Origin of the sequence: Mesorhizobium sp. PAMC28654 (assembly GCF_020616515.1) — a bacterium.
Classification (GTDB): domain Bacteria; phylum Pseudomonadota; class Alphaproteobacteria; order Rhizobiales; family Rhizobiaceae; genus Mesorhizobium.
On record NZ_CP085135.1, the window covers coordinates 1,335,530 to 1,352,943 of the forward strand.

Below are 17,414 nucleotides of genomic sequence, written 5' to 3' on the forward strand. Positions count from 1 at the left end.
CCCGCGCTTCTTGCCTACGAACCAAAGTCTACGTCAAAGCCGGACTCGGGAAAATTGTACTTCTTCGATATCTCGCCAAACGTTCCCTGCTGCTTGAGCGCCTTCAGCGCTGACCTGAGCAAGGCCAGGTCTTCCGGCGATTTCTGGATGTAGATGCCGAACTGGAACTCGGACGGATAGGTGTACACGACCTTGATCTTGTCACCCGTCTGTTTGGCGCGAACGCCGGCTTCAGCCGCCTCCGTCAGCGTCGCATCGGCTCGCCCGATCATGACCTGCTGGGTGGCGGCAACCTGCGATTCATAGGTCTGGAAGGTGACGGGTGGCTTGCCGTCCGTCTTGAATTTCTTGTTCAATTCGTCCGGCGTATCGGCATAGGACGTCCCGGCCTCGATCGCCAGCGACTTGCCGGCAAGGTCGTCGGGGGTCTTGATCGCATCGTTCGTCGCGGCAGTGACGATCACCGTCGACGATTTCAGATAGGGCACTCCATCATAGGATTGCCGGCGCTTTTCGTTGAGATAAATGCCGCTGATAACGAGCGAGCAACGGCTTGCCTGCAATGACGGCAGAAGCCCGTCAAAGCCCGAGACAACGAATGTGATGTCGGCGCCCCAGAGTTTGGCGAGCGCGTCGGCGACGTCGATGTCGACGCCCACGGGCCGCGTGTCGGTTGGCTTGTCCATGTAGGTGAATGGTGGAAAGCCGGCCGAGGTGCACACGGTGAGGTGTCCGTCGCGTATAAACGAGGGCGCACCTGTCCCCGCAAGAGCGGTTTGGCTGAGCAGCATCGCGCCCAACAGAGAAGCGATGTGGCAGGCACGTAGCGTCATTCGTCTCATGGCAATTTCTCCCTTGCGGTTCAGCTTTTGATTGATGCTCGACAATCGAGCTCCACTCCTGGGCATCGAATGCGCGCAGCACGACTGGATCGACATGACCGTCCTGGCGGGCGACGAGCAGGTATTGCATCATCGCCGCCTCACTCGGCATCTCGAAAACCTGCACGAAATCGTAGGCACCCATTGTGGAATAGAGGGCGACGCTGCGCCCGCCGAGTGTTTCGACACGTTCACGACTGACCCGAGCGCGCTCCGGAGAGTTGGCAATCTCGTCGAGCCCCCGCTGCGTGAGACGCATCAGAGAAATGAAATATGGCATTGCACCAGTCCGGTTGGTTTCGATCAGCTGTTGGCCGAGGGCGCGTCCAGTGCGCGCAGGCCCGCGATCACGTCCTCCGCCCTTGAGACAACGCCGTAGATGCCGTCCTCTACGGTGACCATGTGAACGGCGGCGTCATGGGCATATTGGTCACCGCTGGCGCAGGCGTCCTCGATGAGCAGGCACTGATAGTTCCTGTCCGCCGCCTCGCGCATCGTCGTGCTGACGCAAACGTCCGTCGTGCAGCCACTGAAAAGCAGATGCGTTATTCCCCTCGCCCGCAAGACATGATCGAGATCGGTATGGGTAAATGCGCCGTTCGCGGTCTTGTCGATGATGACATCGTCGGCGTGGATGGTGATTTCCGGGACGATCTCAAACCCTGGCGATGAGCGCAAAAGGACCCGGGTTCCCTCGAGCCCCGCACGTTTGCGACGCCAGCGCTCGTAAGGCGTCATATCGGCCATATCCGCGCGATATCCCTGCCTTGTATGCAGGATCAGACAGCCCGCCGCCCGGGCGGTATCGATCAGGGCATTGACCGTCGTCAGGATCGCCCGCAGCGGCGCGGGATCATAGCCCTTCCGGGCGAAATAGCCGTCGGACGACAGGAAGTCGACCTGAAGGTCGATGACGAGAAGCGCCGTCACCTTGGGATCGAGGTTCCCATCGTAGGGATAATCGAAAGGCCGCGACCTGATCCATTTTGTTCCTGTCATTGGGGCGCCTCCGCTTGTTGTTCGATGCCGAAGCTAGGACACACCAATTGTTTCGACAAACCAAATGATTTATACGGTTTGGAATTAGCACAGCTAAACAATCAAGATGAAGCACCCACACGGCCTGGCCTATCTTCGCGTCTTCGAGGCGGTTGCTCGGGTTGGTTCCGTGCGCGCGGCGGCGATCGAATTGAATGTTACACCCGGTGCGGTAAGCCAGCAGTTGCGCAACCTTCAGGACAGCCTTGGCGTCGCCCTGTTCGTCAGGGATGGACGGCGTCTGCGACTAACGGAATCTGGAAAGACATTGCAACGCTCTGCGGCGATAGCCTTTTCCGAGATCGACACCTGCGTCGATGAAATTGCCAGGCCTGATCCATCAGCGGGACCTCGATCCATCACGATCGCCGTGCCGCCGGCTCTGGCGGTTTCATGGTTCACGACCCAGATGTTCGACTTTGCCCAGGTCGCGGGCCTTACATCCTTCCGAATGGTCCCCGCGGTTGATTTCAGCCAGATCGACTGGCGCTCGACCGACATCGCGATCGTCTATGGTTCGCCGCCCTGGAAAGGCTTTTCCTGGAGCCTGATGGCGAATGTGGTCCTGCGACCCGTCTGCAGCCCGAAACTGCTGAATGCCTCGCCATCGTTGAGATCACCGCGCGACCTGACGGAGCACTGGCTCCTGCATGAGGATGACGGCAGCGAATGGCTGCGGTGGCTGACGGCCGCGAATGTGTCGCAAGTCACCTCGCGCAATGCGCATTTCGGCACCTTGATGATGGCGATGACCGCAGCTCTGGAAGGGCGCGGGCTGGCTCTGGTCAGCGATTTCCTTGCTTCCGAATATCTTCATTCCGGGCGGCTGGTCAGGCCGTTCGAAACGGCAATCGAGGCGTCGCGGAGCTATTATTGCGTCTGCGCCGAAAGTCGCGCTACCGATCCGCGGATCGTGCGGATGACGGAGTGGATCATAGACCGTTCAAGATTGCCGCAGCGACTTTGAGACCGGAGGCGTTCGACACTCGTCTTGGGCGCCAAAGCACGATGGCGTGCAACAATGTGATTTGAGCCTTCCTCGCCCAATGCGCGGAATGAGAAGCAAAATCAGCATGGTGCGGACGACGGGAATCGAACCCGTACGATCAGAGATCGAGGGATTTTAAGTCCCTTGCGTCTACCAATTCCGCCACGTCCGCAGGCCAGTCCTTTTCAGATGCCAAACAAAGGCCGTCAAGCCTTCATCTGCAGTCCGATGTTTGCCATGCAACGCCTCAACCGTCACCAGATCCTGATATCCGGTGGCAAGCGGTTGATCTCGGGCGATTTCCTGCGACTATTGAAAAATTGGGAAAAAGGGGGCGACGGATGAGGCAGGCTGCGGGGCTGCGGTTTCTCGATTTTTGCGCGGAAGAGGCCGACGCCGCCAAGGTGATCGAGCGTTTTCTGGAGGTCATCACCCTCTTCGGCTTCGAGGTATCCGCCGGCGGCGCCTGGGTCGGTGTCGGCGGCACGCGGGTACATCGCTTCTACTTCAACAATTGGCCAAGGGACTGGCTCGAACTCTATCTGGCAAATGGCTTTTTTGAGATCGACCCGATGATCATCGAGACGCGCCGGCGCATGACGCCATTCCTGTGGAGCGAGATAGGGGATGCGCGCAGCTTTACGGTGGAAGGCCGGGTGGTGCTGGAGGCGGGCAAGGCTTATGGATGGTCCGAAGTGATGGGCATCCCCATCCACGGGCCGGCAGGCTACCAAGGGCTTGTCTCACTTGCATCGCTGAACTCGGTTTCCATGAGCACGACCGAACGCGCGCTGCTGCACACGATGGCGCTTGCGGTGCACGAGCGCGCCCATGCATCCATCGGTCTTGGCGAGAGCACACGTCCCCCAATCCACCTGACACCCCGCGAGGCGGAATGCATGCGCTGGGTAACCGCTGGCAAGACCGATGCGGAAATCGGCATCATCCTCGGTATCGCCACCGCCACCGCGCATTACCATGTGGAGCAGGTCAAGAAGAAAGCCGGTACCCGCAGCCGCAGCGAAGCCGTGGCCCTGCTTGTGCTTGCAGGCACGGTTTAGGGCCGTCCCCCCGACCCGCCATCCCGTTCTTTTGCTCAAGACGATCGCCACCACGTCGCGTTCTCCACCCTATCTTTTCAGTTAGAGCAAAATCCGAGCGGATAGAATCGATAGGGGTTTCGTTGGGATTGGAAATCTGATTCAGCATATCTGCTGGATTCGGAGGCCGGCATGGCATGGCGAAATCCTTATCGGAAGATTTGCGGGCTCGGGTGGTCGCAGCGGTTGATGGCGGCCTGTCGCGACGGGCGGCAGCGGCGCGATTTGGCGTGGCGGCGGCAAGCTCGGTGCGTTGGGTCCGGGAATGGCGCGAGACCGGAGCCACCTGCGCAAAGCCGCAGGGCGGCGACAGGCGGTCCCACCGCGTTGAAGCGTATCGCGACATCATCCTGGCGGCGATCGAGAGGCGGGTGGACATCACGCTGGTCGAACTCGCCGAGTTGCTGCGACAGGAGCATGGCGCGTCGTTTGCGACGAGCACGATCTGGCGGTTTCTCGATCGTCACTCCATGACCTTCAAAAAAAAAAAACGGCGCACGCCAGCGAGCAGGAGCGGCCAGACGTGGCGGCGCGACGAAACGCCTGGTTCGACGCCCAGCCCGATCTTGATCCCGAGCATCTGGTCTTCATCGACGAGACCGGAGCCTCGACAAAGATGGCTCGACTGCGGGGGCGCACGAAGCGCGGGATGCGGTGCCGATCGCCAATCCCGCATGGCCATTGGAAGACGACGACGTTCACCGGCGCCCTGCGCCTCACTGGCATGACCGCGCCAATGGTCCTGGACGGCCCGATGACTGGCGAATGGTTTGTCGCCTATGTCGAGCAGGTTCTCGTGCCGACGCTGCGGCCCGACGATGTCGTGATCCTCGACAACCTGCCGGCGCACAAAAGCGCAGCCGCCCGTGTGGCGATCGAAGCAACCGGCGCAAGGATGATGTTCCTCCCGCCCTATTCCCCCGACTTCAACCCGATCGAGAACGCCTTTTCCAAGCTGAAATCGATTCTACGCAAAGCCGCCGCACGAACCGTCGCGGAATTGTGGGATACCATCAGCGCCGCACTGCCTTGCTTCACACCAACCGAGTGCGCCAACTACTTCGCCGCAACAGGATATGAGCCGGAATGATCAGATTCTGCTCTAGGTGCGCTGCAGCACGATCTGTTTTAGCGTTGTCTCATTGCGGGTCTGAATCGCGCCGATCAAACGGCCAGAGGCAACGGGGCTTTACAAGTTGAAGAGCAGGATTTGTGACCGCCCTCGCCGGGCGGATGGGAAAGCTTTGACCGCTTTGCGCCGAGCGGCGTGGCTCGCGACAGTGGCGCTCATGCCCTTGGCAATGTCGGGCGGCGCGCGCGCCGCCGATGTGAACGTAACCGCCAATGTCGGAACCGGCATCAATCTCGACACCCAAGCCGGCAGTACAGCCGAGGTCGGGCCAGGCCTCACCGTGACCAACGTCTCCGGCAGTTCGTCGATCTACGCGACAACAAGTGCGTGGGGCCTGACGAACAACGGTTCCATCTCGTCTTCCTTGGCCAATACCGTTTCGCTTTCCGTCAATGGCTCGTCGGTCACCAATTTCGGCTTGATCACCAGTAACGCAAACGGCAACTCGATCTGGATGACCGGCGGCGGCAGCGTCGACAACAAGGCGGGCGCGACGATCAGTTCGGGCCACAGTGCCATCAGGATCGGCACTGCTTCGGCAGGTCCGGGAACAGTCACCAATGCCGGAACCATCACCCAGACCGGAACAAGCGGCGATCTTGTCACCCTGCTTTTCGGCGGCACCGTGACCAACCTGGCGGGCGGCACCATCTCTGCCAACAACGGTAGCAACGCGGTGTCAGTCGGTCAGGGCACGTCGCGAACCGTAATCAACTCCGGCACCATCACGAACACCGGATCAAGCTATGCCACGGGCGTCCTGGTTCAGGGCGGGGCGAGCACGGTGACCAACAACGCAACGGGGCATATCAGCGCCACCTTCAACGGCGTGTACGCCAGTTTTAGCGCACCACTCACCTTGACCAACGACGGGATCATCGAATCGACGGGCTCAAGCACGAGCGCCCGGGCGGTGGAAGCCACGGGCGGCGGCACCTTCATCAACACCGGTACGATCCGGTCGGCATCGAGCGACGGCTTGTACCTGGCGCGGGGCGGTATGGTAACAAACAGCGGAACGATTTCCGGCGCGGTGCGCGCCATCAATTTCTCCGGCAATTACGCGCGCACGCTCAATCTGGACACCGGCTCGGTGCTGAACGGCGTCGTCCAGGGCGGAACCGGGGTGGACAGTCTTGTGCTGCTCGGCACCGGCACCGAAAGCGCTGCCAAGTTCCTCGCATTCGAGACGCTGTCGATGCAGGGCACCGCCTGGACCCTCAATGACGCGGGCACCTTCGCGACGAGCTCGGAGGTTCAATCCGGTACGTTGACCGTCGCGGGAATACTCACCAGTCCGACGATCACGGTGCGGTCGGGCGGAACGTTGACCGGCAACGGGACGCTTGTCGGCGCGGTCACGAATTCCGGCACGGTGCGCGTGTCATCCGGGGCACTGGCCGTCACCGGCAGCTTCACCAGCCAGGCCGGCTCGACCCTGGCGATCGGCCTCACGCCAGCGACCAATGCGGCGCTTGACGTCTCCGGCACGGCGACGCTGAACGGCGGCACGGTGGCGGTTCAAGCCGGCTCCGGCACCTATGCGCCGAGCACGATGTATACCATCTTGACTGCCGCTGAAGGGCGCAGCGGCACATTTGATGGCGTCACCAGCAATTTCGCATTCCTCAATCCAACCCTCACCTACGGAGCCAACAACGTCTATCTCACCCTGGTGCGCAACAGCATCGACTTCGGCGCCATTGGCGGCACGCCCAACCAGCGCTCGGCGGGCGGCGGCGTCGAATCCCTCGGCTTCGGCACCCCGATCTACGAAACTGTCGCACTGCTCGACATCAATGGCGCACGCAGCGCATTCGACCAGCTCTCGGGGGAAATTCACGCCTCGATCAAGGGCGGCCTGCTGGACGACAGCCATTTCGTCCGGGATGCCATCGTCAGTCGTCTTGACGCCGCCTTCGGCGGCATTGCCTCGACCTCCGTTCCTGTGATGGCCTATGGCGAAGGCGGCCCGCAAATGGCTACCGCCGACACTGACCGCTTTGGGGTCTGGAGCCAGGGCTTAGGCTCGTGGGCCAGCCATGACAGTGACGGCAACGCCGCCGCTCTCGATCGCTCGACCGCAGGCCTGCTGATGGGCGCGGATGGCATGGCCGGCGCCTGGCGGCTCGGCGTGGCCGGCGGCTACAGCCGCTCGAGTTTCGATGTCGACGACCGTCGTTCGTCCGGCGACAGCGACAATTATCATCTCGGCCTTTATGGCGGGACAAACTGGGGCGCAATCGCTTTTCGCACCGGTGCTGCCTATGCCTGGCACCGCATTTCCACCTCGCGCTCGGTTTCGTTCAGCGGCTTCACCGATCAACTGTCAGCGGATTACGATGCCGGCACGGCACAGGCCTTCGGCGAACTCGCCTACAAGGGCGATGCAGGGCCCTTCGGCTTCGAACCTTTCGTCAATCTTGCCTACGTCAATCTGCACACTGATGGCTTTGTCGAAAAGGGCGGCACCGCGGCGCTGACCAGCGCAAGCTCGAGCACCGACGCCACCTTCACCACGCTCGGCGTCAGGATTTCCAGCGGTTTCACGATGGGCGGCGTCGAGGCGACGGCGCGCGGCATGCTTGGCTGGCGGCACGCCTTTGGCGACGTCACGCCGCTCTCCACCTTGGCCCTTACCGGCGGTGATGCCTTCACCATCGCCGGCGCGCCGATCGTGAGGGATGCCGCTCTCGTCGAACTGGGAATGGACGTGCGTCTCGCCTCGAATGCAACGCTTGGCCTCTCCTATGCCGGTCAGTTCGGTGCGGATGTCCATGACAACGGCTTCAAGGCCAAGTTTGGTCTGTCGTTTTGACCGAGAGGTCGCGACACCAGGCTGCTGAGCGCCTCATCGGCCCGCATTCCGAACGGGCGGGTTACTGCTGCACCAGCGCGAAGGAATTCGTGAAGTGCTTGACACTGGCGGAGTTTTCCTGCCCGCGTGAGGAGGTGCATAATACCTGGTAGACGTGCGTACCGTCCGTCACCACCAACATAGTTGCAATGAACTTGCCGCCAGGGATTTCGATATCGAAGCGGCGGGCCGGATCGTCGCCGACTTTCAATCGCGTCTGCGAGCGCACTTTTCCCGCCTTGGCGGCGAAGGTGGCCATCAGATCGAGCACGGCTTCTGGATCGGATGGCGACGCATAGGTCGTCAGTTCGACGGAGTATGAAAAGCCCTTGGTGGTCAAGTCGGCCTCTACGTGGGGCGCGGGACCGACGCGGCTCGGCAAGGTATCCCTTTTGACTGCGGGCACGCCGGGGAATTCAATGCGATATCCGTCGCCGGACGGTTGAAACGGCTTCCACCTGGTCTGTGTTTCGGCAGACGCTGTTGGCCCGAGGCAAGAAAGCGCCGACACAGCCAGGACCAAACAAATAAGCCTCATCGCTTCCCCCTGCCCGTTCGACCTCCGACAGTAGCCGCAAGCACGTCCGCCTTGTCAAGCGACAGCTAAAGTATGCCAAGCCTGGCACAGCCACTGCTGGATTGCTTGCGCCGGGGACAGGTGCCGGTCAAACCCGAATTGGGTTGAGCTTCAGGTACTGGATAAGGATGATGGTTTTTGCATCGATGATGCGGCCGTTGGAAATCCCGGCCAAAGCTTCATCGAGCGACATTTCCAGCACCTCGATGTCCTCGCCCTCTTCCGGCGCACCGCCACCCGCCGAGATACGGTCGGCCGGCGAATACCGCGCGATGAAAAACCAGAGCCGCTCAGTCACGCTGCCGGGGCTCATATAGGGCGCGAACAACCGCTCCACGTCCTTCAGCCGGTAGCCGAGTTCCTCTTCCGCTTCCTTGCGGATGCAGGTCTCCGGATCGTTTTCGTCAAGCAGGCCCGCGCATGCCTCGATCAGCGGCTCGCGGTGGCCGGTGACATAGGCCGGATAGCGGAACTGCCGCACCAGAAGTACCGTCGAGCGCGCGGGGTCATAGGGCAGGATCACCGCGCCGTCGCCGCGGTCGTAGGTCTGGCGGATCTGTGTCTCCCACTGCCCGTCACGCCGGCGATAGTCGAGCACGGTCTTTTTCAGAACCGCCCAGTCGTCGGAAAGTATCTCCTCCGAACGGATGCGAATGCGATCTTCCATCGTGATCTCCAAGCTGTCGTTTGCCAGGCGTAACCGCGAACCGGTGCGCTTGCAATCCAGCCGGCGATTGGTCCAGATCAATCGTTTCACCGCCTCGTGTCTGGCGCCTAAGGGATCGATTGCCTAGATAGCTGTCTACCCCCTCCCGGAGTTTCCTTGATGACCGCATCGCTTTTCCAGCCGATCACGCTTGACGGCCTGACCTTTCCCAACCGCATCGCCGTGGCGCCGATGTGCCAATATTCAGCCGAGGACGGCTCCGCCAGCGACTGGCACCTTTACCACTGGATGAATCTCGCCATGTCCGGCGCCGGCATGGTCACGGTCGAGATGACCAATGTCGAGCGGCGTGGCCGCATTTCGCATGGCTGCCTCGGCCTCTATTCCGAGGATAACGAGGCTGCCGCCAAGCGCGCATTGGATGCCGCCAAACGCGTTGCCGCGCCCGGTACCAAGTTCGGCACGCAGCTTGCGCATGCCGGCCGCAAGGCCTCCACCCAGAGACCGTGGGAAGGTGGCGGCCCGCTCAGGCCCGATCAGGATCCGTGGCCGGTCGTGTCCGCCTCGGGCATTGCTTACGATACGGGCTGGCAGGTACCGCGTGCACTCGAGGACGACGAGATCCTTCAGGTCATCCAGCACTTCGCCGATGCCGCGGGGAGGGCCGAGCGCGCCGGCTTCGATTTCATCGAATTGCACGCGGCGCATGGCTATCTCATCTTCCAGTTCCTGTCGCCGCTGTCCAACCGGCGCGCCGACCGCTGGGGCGGCTCACTGGAAAACCGCATGCGGTTTGCCGTCGAGATCGCCAAGGCGGTGAAGAAGGCAGCCCCGAAGCTGATGCTTGGGGCCCGCCTGTCGGTAAAGGACTGGGTCGATGGCGGCTTCGATGTCGAGGACGCGATCGAGGTGGCCAAGGCGCTGAAGGCGGAAGGCGTCGCTTATCTCTGCTGCTCCAGCGGCGGCAACTCGCCACTGCAGAAGCTGCCGACCGGTCCGGGCTATCAGGTGCATCTGGCGGAAGCCGTGCGCAATGGAGCGGACATCCCGACACGCGCCGTCGGCCTGATCGACGATCCCAAGCAGGCCGAGGCGATCATCGCCGAGGGCCGCGCCGACATGGTGGCGCTGGCGCGCGCCTTCCTTGCCGACCCGCGCTGGGGATGGCGCGCCGCAGCCACGTTCAGCGAAAAGATCCATCCGGCGCCGCAGCTCGCCCGATCAGTGACGACGATGCAGCATTGGATGAAGGCGGCGGGGTGACGCCCCAGCCTTTTTACCGGCTGGCTCTTCACGCCGCTGGACAGTCCGCAACGGCTTCGCTTTAATCCAGCCCGTGAATTGTTCCACAGGGCAAGGCCGTGTCCGACGCGGCCGGATTTGGAGCAGGCAACATGTCTTCCAGGGCAACCTACATGGGTGCGGTCGCAGCTCTTGCGGCCGGGCTTTCTTTCGGTGCGCCGGCCCCGGCCGGCGCGCAATATTGCGACGGCACGGTGCACGGCCTGTCCGGTCGCTATAACCTGGCGACGGGAAGCGGCTTCCTGGCGGTGCGGACGCAACCGAATTCGTCATCGCGCATGGTCGGCCAGCTTTTCAATGGCGATCACACCGAAATCCTCGACCGCAGCGGCAACTGGTATCGGGTCGAAATCGGCGGCATTTCCGGCTGGGCGAATGCCCGCTGGCTCTATAATGATTGTGGCTACTGAGACGTTTGGGCGCAGGCCGAAAGACACGATTGCAACCAAATTGGCTGCTTTGCGTTTGCGGCCATGGACAACAAACCCTTTGAAACGCCTGTCGTCGTCGAACTCGGCCACGTCGGCAAATACCGCCATATCAGCAACACTCGCGAAGCGGCCGAGTGCCTGATGACTGTTTGGCCGCTCAATCTCGGCCGTCGCCATCGCGAGGCCCTCGACACTTGCCTCAAAGTGCTGGAAGGTTATCGTTCAACAGCGGATGCGCGTCGGGCGCTGATCGAAGCCGCCAAGGAATCGGAAGTGCTGGTGCCCGACGACAGACTGCCAGACGGAAAGCTGCATTGAGCAGGCGTTTTCAACCGGAGGATTCCATGGCGAAGCTGACTTACAAGATCGTCGAGCATGATGGCGGCTGGGCTTACAAGGTCGGCTCGACGTTTTCGGAAACTTTTCCCAGCCATCAGGACGCCTTGCGTGCCGCCGAAATCGCTTCGGCCGAACAGCAGGTTGCAGGCGCGACAGACGGCATCCAGTACGAGGATGCCGAGGGGAAATGGCACGACGAGTTGGCTGACGGCCGGGACCGGCCGCAGACCGAAGTTTCAGATTGATCTGATCGCAGCCCCGCTCATTTAGGCCACGAGCCGACCGTAAGGATCTACGACGCTCGAGGCGGCATGGGGTAAACCCGGCAGTCAGCCCGATGGTTCAGTGAAATTGTCCTGAGGGAGTGGTGATCTCCGGTCCGCGAACGCCCGGTCGGCGATGCGTTTTACGAAGGCGATGATCCGTTCCGGCTCGATGAACTGGGGCATATGGCCCAGACCGTTGATGCTTTCAAAATCGAGTTCCTTGATCTTCTCTATCATCGGCCGGCCATGCACGCCGATGCCAAGCACACGATCCGACGTCCCGAAGAGGATGCCAGCCGGCATCGTGATTTCCCCGTAGCGCTGCTCGACGTGGCCAAGATCATGCTCGATCGCCACCAGATCGGTCGAGGTTGCGTAGAAGTGACTTGGCCGCAACCCCAGCCATCCTCCGCCAGCTGTCCCATAGTCGGCCGGTGGCGATTGCGGCGAGAAGACAAGGTCGAGCGTGGGCCCTGCATATTTCAGGCTCATCGGTATCGCGATCGTGTTGGCCAGGATCGCGCGCAGCAGCGTTGAGGGAATATAGATCGCCTTGAACAGCCCGCGTATCCTGCGTTCCATATGCGTCAGCGGCGCCAGCAGGGCGATACCGGAAATCGCTTCAGGGTGCTCCACGGCGAGCGTCAGTGCAATGGCGCCGCCCAGCGAATGGCCGACCACCAGCGGCTTCTCCAATCCCAACGTTTCGATGAAACGTCGGACCACTTCCGCCTGTTCGGGCAATCGTCCCGTGGTGCCAGGAGCCCGCACCGAATAACCCGACCCTGGGCGATCAAGCGCGATCAACCGATAGCCCGAGCCAAAGCGCCCGAACAATGGATGGAGGAAATGATGGAGCTGGGCGCCAAGACCGTGCAGGAAGAGGATAGGCAACCCTTCGCCCGTATCGACGTAATGAATGCGGTTGCCGTCTATCTCGACGAATTGTCCGACCGGCGGCACCTGTCTCTCGGCATCGGCTGCAATTCGCCGCGTCGCCAGGACCATGTAGCCAGTCGCCACAAATGCCACGACAATCAGCCCGCCGACCAGCCACAACAGAATCGATACGAGCATTCTTCACCTGGACCAGAGCCGGCCTACCTTACCCGCCCCCGGTTTTGCCGCAAGCAGCACAAAAAAGGGCGGCCCGAAGGACCGCCCGTCGATTGTTCGATTTCTCACGCCGTTGACGCCGAACAGTCGAAAGACCGCGGCACCATGGCGAGAAAAATCAGCCGTGGAGTTTCTTGGTGATTTCGGCGACGCGCTTGCCCTGGAATTTGGCGCCTTCGAGTTCCTGTGCCGAAGGCTGGCGCGAGCCGTCGCCGTCGCTGGTCGTGGTCATGCCGTAGGGCGCTCCGCCACGCACGACATCGTTGCCCATCTGGGCCTGGTAGGCATAGGACAGCGGCACGATGATCATGCCGTGATGCTGGAGCAATGCCTGCGTGGTGATCAGGGTGAGTTCGGCGCCGCCGTGCTGGGTGGCGGTCGACGACATCACCGAACCGATCTTGTTGACCAGCGCACCCTTGGCCCACAACGGCCCGGTCTGGTCGAAGAAGTTCTTCAGCTGCGCGCACATCATGCCGTAACGCGTCGAGGCGCCGACGATGATCGCATCATAGTCGGCGAGTTCAAGCGGATCGGCGATCGCCGCTTCCTGGTCGAGCTTGTAGTATGCAGCCTTGGCGACCGCCTCGGGCACCAGCTCGGCAACACGCTTGATCGTCACCTCGGCACCTGCCTCGCGCGCACCTTCGGCGGCCGCCTTTGACATCTGCTCCATGTGGCCCCAGCTCGAATAGTAGAGAACAAGTACCTTCGCCATTTTCATCTCCTTGATGCACCGGCCAACAGAGGCTGAAGTCGCCCCGACAGGGAAAGCTACCTAAGGGCCTCGGCGTTCATTGGATATCTCGCATATCGGCACAGATTGTTCACAGTTCGGGCGGCATTGCCGTCGCCCGCCCATCGCGCTATCTGGAAGCGACCCGTTTGCCGGAGCCTTCCATGCCTGAAATCGTCACCGCCGCCATGCTCGTCATCGGCGACGAGATTCTGTCCGGACGCACCACGGACAAGAATATCGGCCATCTGGCTGATATCATGACGGCGATCGGCATCGACCTGAAGGAAGTGCGCATCGTTCCTGACGAGGAAGACGAGATCGTCGCAGCGGTGAACGCCGTGCGCGCGCGCTATACCTATGTGTTCACCACCGGCGGTATCGGCCCCACGCATGACGACATCACGGCGGACTCGATTTCCAAGGCCTTTGGCGTGCCTTGCGAATACAATGCCGAGGCCTATGCGATGCTGGAAGCGAGCTACGCCGCGCGCAGCATCGAATACACGGACGCGCGCAAGCGCATGTCGCGGATGCCGCGCGGCGCCGACCTTATCGTCAATCCGGTGTCCACCGCGCCGGGCTTCCGCATAGGCAACGTCCACATCATGGCCGGCGTGCCGTCAATCTTCCAGGCCATGCTCGACAATGTGGTGCCGACGCTGAAGGCCGGCACCAAGATGCTGTCGGCCACTGTCCCCTGCCCATTCGGCGAGGGATTGATCGGCGGACCTCTGGCCGAGATCCAGAAGGCGCATCCGGACACGATCATCGGTTCCTATCCCAAATATGGCGACGGCAAATTCTGGACGGAACTCGTCGTGCGCGCCCGCAGCCAGGAGGCACTGGATGCCGCCCGGAAAGACGTTGAGGCGATGGTCGCGGGCTTTGCCAACGCCACGAGCTGATCAATCCAGTCCGGAACCAAGCACGGTGATATAACGTTTCCGTCGCACGAGTTCGATCGCTCGTAAAATGAGGGATTACCATGCGATTCAAGACCATCGTCGCCATATTGCAGAACGAGCAGGACGCCGAGCGGGTGCTCGACTGTGCCATTCCGCTCGCCACCAGATTCGAGAGCCATCTCATCGGCATCCACGCCGAAGCGCTTCCAGTGCCCTATACCTCGGCCACCGGCTTTCCGGACACCGAGTTCCTGCAGGTTTCCGCCGACATGAGCCGGGAGCGAGCCGACCGGTTGCAGGCGGTTTTCCTCAAGCACATCGAGGACTCCGGCCTGTCCTTCGAATGGCGCAGTCTTGAGAGCTTTTCCGGTGACAGCGCGTTGACCGGCATTTCCAGCGTGCGCACCGCGGACCTGATCATCGCCGCGCAGCGTGAATCCGGCGGCGATCCGAGCGCTGATGTCGACACGCTGGTCTACGACGCCGGCCGTCCGGTGCTGGTCGTGCCGCATTCAGGCCCGCTGGTCACAACCTTCAAGCACGTGCTGCTCGCCTGGAACGGCAGCAAGGAAGCCGCGCGCGCCGCCTTTGACGCCCTGCCCTTCATCATCGAGGCCGAGAACGGATATCGTGGTCATAGATCCGCCGGACACACTCGACGAAAGCCCGGAGGCCGCAGGTGCTGAAATTGCCGCGGCCCTGTCCAGGCACGGCGCCACGGTCAGCGTCTCGGTTCTGAATTCGGGCGGCATTTCGGTCGACGACGTCATCCCAGACCAGGGTCGCCGAGACAGGAGCCGACCTGCTGGTGCTCGGCGCCTACAGCCACTCCTGGCTGCGCCAGCTTCTTTTTGGCGGCGTGACACGCACCGTGTTGCGCACCGTGCCGATCGCGGCTTTCCTGTCGCGCTAAGTCCACAACGATCGCCGACAACCGCCCTTGCCAAAGCCAAGGCTTTCCAGTTAATTCCGCGCGCATTCCCTTGTGATCTTGCGCGCGGTCATCGCGCGCCGTGGAGTGCGCGAAAAATGTCCCTTCCCGAAAAAGCCTTCCCGGTCTCCTGGGACCAGTTTCACCGGGACGCCCGCGCCCTCGCTTGGCGGCTTGCGGGCAACAACAAGGGGCAATGGAAGGCGATCGTCTGCATTACCCGTGGCGGCCTCGTTCCCGCCGCCATCATCTCGCGCGAACTTGGTATCAGGATTATCGAGTCGGTCTGCGTCGCCTCCTATCATGACTACGCCAACCAGGGGCAGTTGCAGGTGCTGAAGGATGTCACGCCATCGCTGCTCGTCGATGAAGGCGCCGGCGTCCTGATCATCGACGACCTCACCGACACCGGCAAGACCGCCGGAATCGTGCGCGCGATGATGCCCAAGGCGCATTTCGCCACCGTTTACGCCAAGCCCAAGGGCCGACCGCTGGTTGACACCTTTGTTACGGAGGTCAGCCAGGACACCTGGATCTACTTCCCGTGGGACATGGGCTTCACCTACCAGAAACCGATCGCGGACGACCACGCCGGCTGAGTCGCGACAAGCCCGTTCCCAATCGGCAGCCCTAAAAGGGTATCGTTTACTTCGGAAAGGCGCCCGGAGAGCACAATATCGTGTGAATTCGTCATCGATTGGCGGAATTCGACCCGCCGACATAACGTTTTTACTTTTATTGCTGATAATTAGCCGTAAGATTCATGAGACGGCAAACGATTCCCGGGGGCTGGGGCTAGCTTCTCCGATGTTGACGAGGCCAACGACACACAACCATCTGGCTGAAAGGGTTCGGCGCCTTTTCGGCACGGCGCCTTGCCGCCTGCAGGTTGCCGCCCTGCCTTGGCGCGATACCGGGCACGGTGTGGAGATCATGCTGATCACGAGCCGCGACACCGGACGCTGGGTGATACCCAAGGGCTGGCCGGAGGCAAAGGAACCGCTTTGCAAGGCGGCCGCGCGGGAAGCCGGCGAGGAAGCCGGGTTGCGCGGGACAATCTCCCATATCGAGGCCGGCCGCTATTTCTACGCAAAGGTGCTTGCCTCCGGAGAAGAAGTGCCTTGCGAGGTTTTGGTGTTTCCGATGCAGGTCGACAAGATCGCCGACCAATGGAAGGAAAAGCGAGCCCGCACGCGCAAATGGGTAAGCTCAACGGAAGCTGTTCGCATGGTCAATGAGCCTGACCTTTGTCAGATCATCGCCTATTTCTGTGCCGACCCGCGCAAATTCAGCTGACGCCAGCCATCCAGGCGGGAATTTGAACGTTTGTTCAACAAGACTAGCTGTCGAAGACGTGCATTGCCGCGCATCGCGGCGAGTGATTTGGTATTGAAACAAGAAACGATTCGGCTCTCCTGGCGTTTCATCAATGACGAACCCTGCAAACCCGGCTGACAAGGATTCCGCCCAGAATCGGCGCGAGCATCGCCAACGCGTGCTCAAGGGCGGGACGATCATCACCGGGATTCAAAACTCCGAAGTCAGTTGCACCTTGCGCAATCAGCATGAGGGCGGCGCTGAATTGAAGATTCCGCTCGAAGCCCGGGTCCCGGACCGCTTCCTGCTCTATGTGTCGGTGGATGGCGTTGCCTATCGGTGCGACGTACGCTGGCGGCGCAATGACCGGATCGGCGTTCAGTTCACCGGTACGGAGCCGAAACCGAAGCTCCACTACGGCTGATAATCCCGACAGCGAATTGCGCCCCCAGGGAGGCCATCGGTTGGATCATGTTGCAAATGGGCCCCAGGGACCCGGTCGCGACGGCGGCGAACTGGAAATAGGTACCGCGGCTTCGATTCTATCCCCGTTATCCACATATGTGACACACAAGATGTTGGGGTCACAAAAGCTACGCAAACGAATCCTTGACGGCGCAAAACGAGTCGCCTTTTATAGGCCATGCGCTCCTGTTGAGAGTGCGACCGGAAAGTTCTGAGCCCGGTCTTTTTCCCGGATTATGTGCGTTTTTGCTCGCATTTCTGCCTGTTTACGAGGCCGGCGGAAGCGTTGGGTTTGTGGGGTCGAGGGCGTCGAAAGGGAGAATTGTCGGACTGGAATAAATTGTCTGTTAATACTATATTTAG

At 61.4% G+C, this 17,414-nt stretch carries 18 protein-coding genes, 1 tRNA gene and 2 pseudogenes; 13 read left to right on the top strand and 8 right to left on the bottom strand.

Going from position 1 to position 17,414, the window contains the following annotated elements:
• Window positions 1-14: 14 nt before the first annotated feature.
• From LGH82_RS06815 to LGH82_RS06825, 3 genes and pseudogenes are all read right to left on the bottom strand, one after another.
• Window positions 15-842: a transporter substrate-binding domain-containing protein gene (locus LGH82_RS06815; RefSeq protein ID WP_227347802.1), complete on the bottom strand. Its 828-nt coding sequence runs from the start codon at window positions 840-842 to the stop codon at window positions 15-17.
• Window positions 843-894: 52 nt separating this feature from the next.
• Window positions 895-1,161, bottom strand: a pseudogene (locus LGH82_RS06820) (GYD domain-containing protein); the annotation flags it as partial.
• A gap of 23 nt (window positions 1,162-1,184) precedes the next feature.
• The gene (locus tag LGH82_RS06825; RefSeq protein WP_227347803.1) at window positions 1,185-1,880 is read right to left on the bottom strand and encodes a cysteine hydrolase family protein; all 696 of its coding nucleotides are present in this window, start codon (window positions 1,878-1,880) and stop codon (window positions 1,185-1,187) included.
• A gap of 106 nt (window positions 1,881-1,986) precedes the next feature.
• On the opposite strand from LGH82_RS06825, the gene LGH82_RS06830 reads away from it, so the two are divergent.
• Window positions 1,987-2,886: a LysR substrate-binding domain-containing protein gene (locus tag LGH82_RS06830; protein WP_227347804.1), complete on the top strand. Its 900-nt coding sequence runs from the start codon at window positions 1,987-1,989 to the stop codon at window positions 2,884-2,886.
• Window positions 2,887-2,993: 107 nt separating this feature from the next.
• Here the strand turns inward: LGH82_RS06830 and LGH82_RS06835 are convergent.
• A tRNA-Leu gene (locus tag LGH82_RS06835) sits at window positions 2,994-3,079 on the bottom strand.
• Between the two features lie 169 nt (window positions 3,080-3,248).
• On the opposite strand from LGH82_RS06835, the gene LGH82_RS06840 reads away from it, so the two are divergent.
• From LGH82_RS06840 to LGH82_RS06850, 3 genes are all read left to right on the top strand, one after another.
• Window positions 3,249-3,968 carry a helix-turn-helix transcriptional regulator gene (locus LGH82_RS06840; protein ID WP_227347805.1) on the top strand — a complete coding sequence of 240 codons (720 nt, stop codon included), beginning with the start codon at window positions 3,249-3,251 and terminating at the stop codon, window positions 3,966-3,968.
• 176 nt (window positions 3,969-4,144) lie between these two features.
• A protein-coding gene (locus tag LGH82_RS06845; protein WP_227343924.1) for an IS630 family transposase occupies window positions 4,145-5,097 on the top strand; the annotation gives its coding sequence in 2 pieces (ribosomal slippage) (window positions 4,145-4,486 and window positions 4,489-5,097; 951 coding nt in all).
• Between the two features lie 199 nt (window positions 5,098-5,296).
• Window positions 5,297-7,957 carry an autotransporter domain-containing protein gene (locus tag LGH82_RS06850; protein ID WP_227349506.1) on the top strand — a complete coding sequence of 887 codons (2,661 nt, stop codon included), beginning with the start codon at window positions 5,297-5,299 and terminating at the stop codon, window positions 7,955-7,957.
• A gap of 61 nt (window positions 7,958-8,018) precedes the next feature.
• On the opposite strand, the gene LGH82_RS06855 is transcribed toward LGH82_RS06850, so the two are convergent.
• Window positions 8,019-8,336 (bottom strand): hypothetical protein, encoded by a 318-nt coding sequence (locus LGH82_RS06855; protein ID WP_227347806.1) that lies wholly within the window; start codon window positions 8,334-8,336, stop codon window positions 8,019-8,021.
• 325 nt (window positions 8,337-8,661) lie between these two features.
• Entirely contained in the window at window positions 8,662-9,240 is a 579-nt protein-coding gene (locus tag LGH82_RS06860; protein WP_227347807.1) for an NUDIX domain-containing protein, read from the bottom strand.
• A gap of 159 nt (window positions 9,241-9,399) precedes the next feature.
• Between LGH82_RS06860 and LGH82_RS06865 the strand changes: the two genes are divergently transcribed.
• From LGH82_RS06865 to LGH82_RS06880, 4 genes are all read left to right on the top strand, one after another.
• Complete coding sequence (locus LGH82_RS06865; RefSeq protein ID WP_227347808.1) at window positions 9,400-10,503, top strand: NADH:flavin oxidoreductase/NADH oxidase; 1,104 nt, start codon at window positions 9,400-9,402, stop codon at window positions 10,501-10,503.
• A gap of 131 nt (window positions 10,504-10,634) precedes the next feature.
• Window positions 10,635-10,952 (top strand): SH3 domain-containing protein, encoded by a 318-nt coding sequence (locus LGH82_RS06870; protein ID WP_227347809.1) that lies wholly within the window; start codon window positions 10,635-10,637, stop codon window positions 10,950-10,952.
• Between the two features lie 63 nt (window positions 10,953-11,015).
• A complete protein-coding gene (locus LGH82_RS06875; RefSeq protein ID WP_227347810.1) occupies window positions 11,016-11,291 on the top strand; it encodes a DUF982 domain-containing protein in 276 nt (91 codons plus the stop codon).
• Between the two features lie 26 nt (window positions 11,292-11,317).
• Complete coding sequence (locus tag LGH82_RS06880; RefSeq protein ID WP_227347811.1) at window positions 11,318-11,557, top strand: DUF2188 domain-containing protein; 240 nt, start codon at window positions 11,318-11,320, stop codon at window positions 11,555-11,557.
• Window positions 11,558-11,641: 84 nt separating this feature from the next.
• Here LGH82_RS06880 and LGH82_RS06885 read toward each other — a convergent pair whose 3' ends face one another.
• Together LGH82_RS06885 and wrbA are read right to left on the bottom strand one after the other, a co-directional pair.
• Window positions 11,642-12,655: an alpha/beta fold hydrolase gene (locus LGH82_RS06885; protein WP_227347812.1), complete on the bottom strand. Its 1,014-nt coding sequence runs from the start codon at window positions 12,653-12,655 to the stop codon at window positions 11,642-11,644.
• Window positions 12,656-12,812: 157 nt separating this feature from the next.
• A complete protein-coding gene (gene wrbA / locus LGH82_RS06890) occupies window positions 12,813-13,412 on the bottom strand; it encodes an NAD(P)H:quinone oxidoreductase type IV (RefSeq protein ID WP_227347813.1) in 600 nt (199 codons plus the stop codon).
• Between the two features lie 182 nt (window positions 13,413-13,594).
• Between wrbA and LGH82_RS06895 the strand changes: the two genes are divergently transcribed.
• From LGH82_RS06895 to LGH82_RS06920, 5 genes and pseudogenes are all read left to right on the top strand, one after another.
• Window positions 13,595-14,338, top strand: coding sequence for a competence/damage-inducible protein A (locus tag LGH82_RS06895; RefSeq protein ID WP_227347814.1), 744 nt, complete (start codon window positions 13,595-13,597; stop codon window positions 14,336-14,338).
• An 80-nt stretch (window positions 14,339-14,418) separates the two neighbouring features.
• Window positions 14,419-15,251, top strand: a pseudogene (locus LGH82_RS06900) (universal stress protein).
• A 116-nt stretch (window positions 15,252-15,367) separates the two neighbouring features.
• Entirely contained in the window at window positions 15,368-15,868 is a 501-nt protein-coding gene (gene gpt / locus LGH82_RS06910; protein WP_227347816.1) for a xanthine phosphoribosyltransferase, read from the top strand.
• Window positions 15,869-16,076: 208 nt separating this feature from the next.
• Window positions 16,077-16,565, top strand: coding sequence for an NUDIX hydrolase (locus LGH82_RS06915; RefSeq protein WP_227347817.1), 489 nt, complete (start codon window positions 16,077-16,079; stop codon window positions 16,563-16,565).
• 133 nt (window positions 16,566-16,698) lie between these two features.
• A complete protein-coding gene (locus LGH82_RS06920; protein ID WP_227347818.1) occupies window positions 16,699-17,010 on the top strand; it encodes a PilZ domain-containing protein in 312 nt (103 codons plus the stop codon).
• Window positions 17,011-17,414 lie beyond the last annotated feature (404 nt).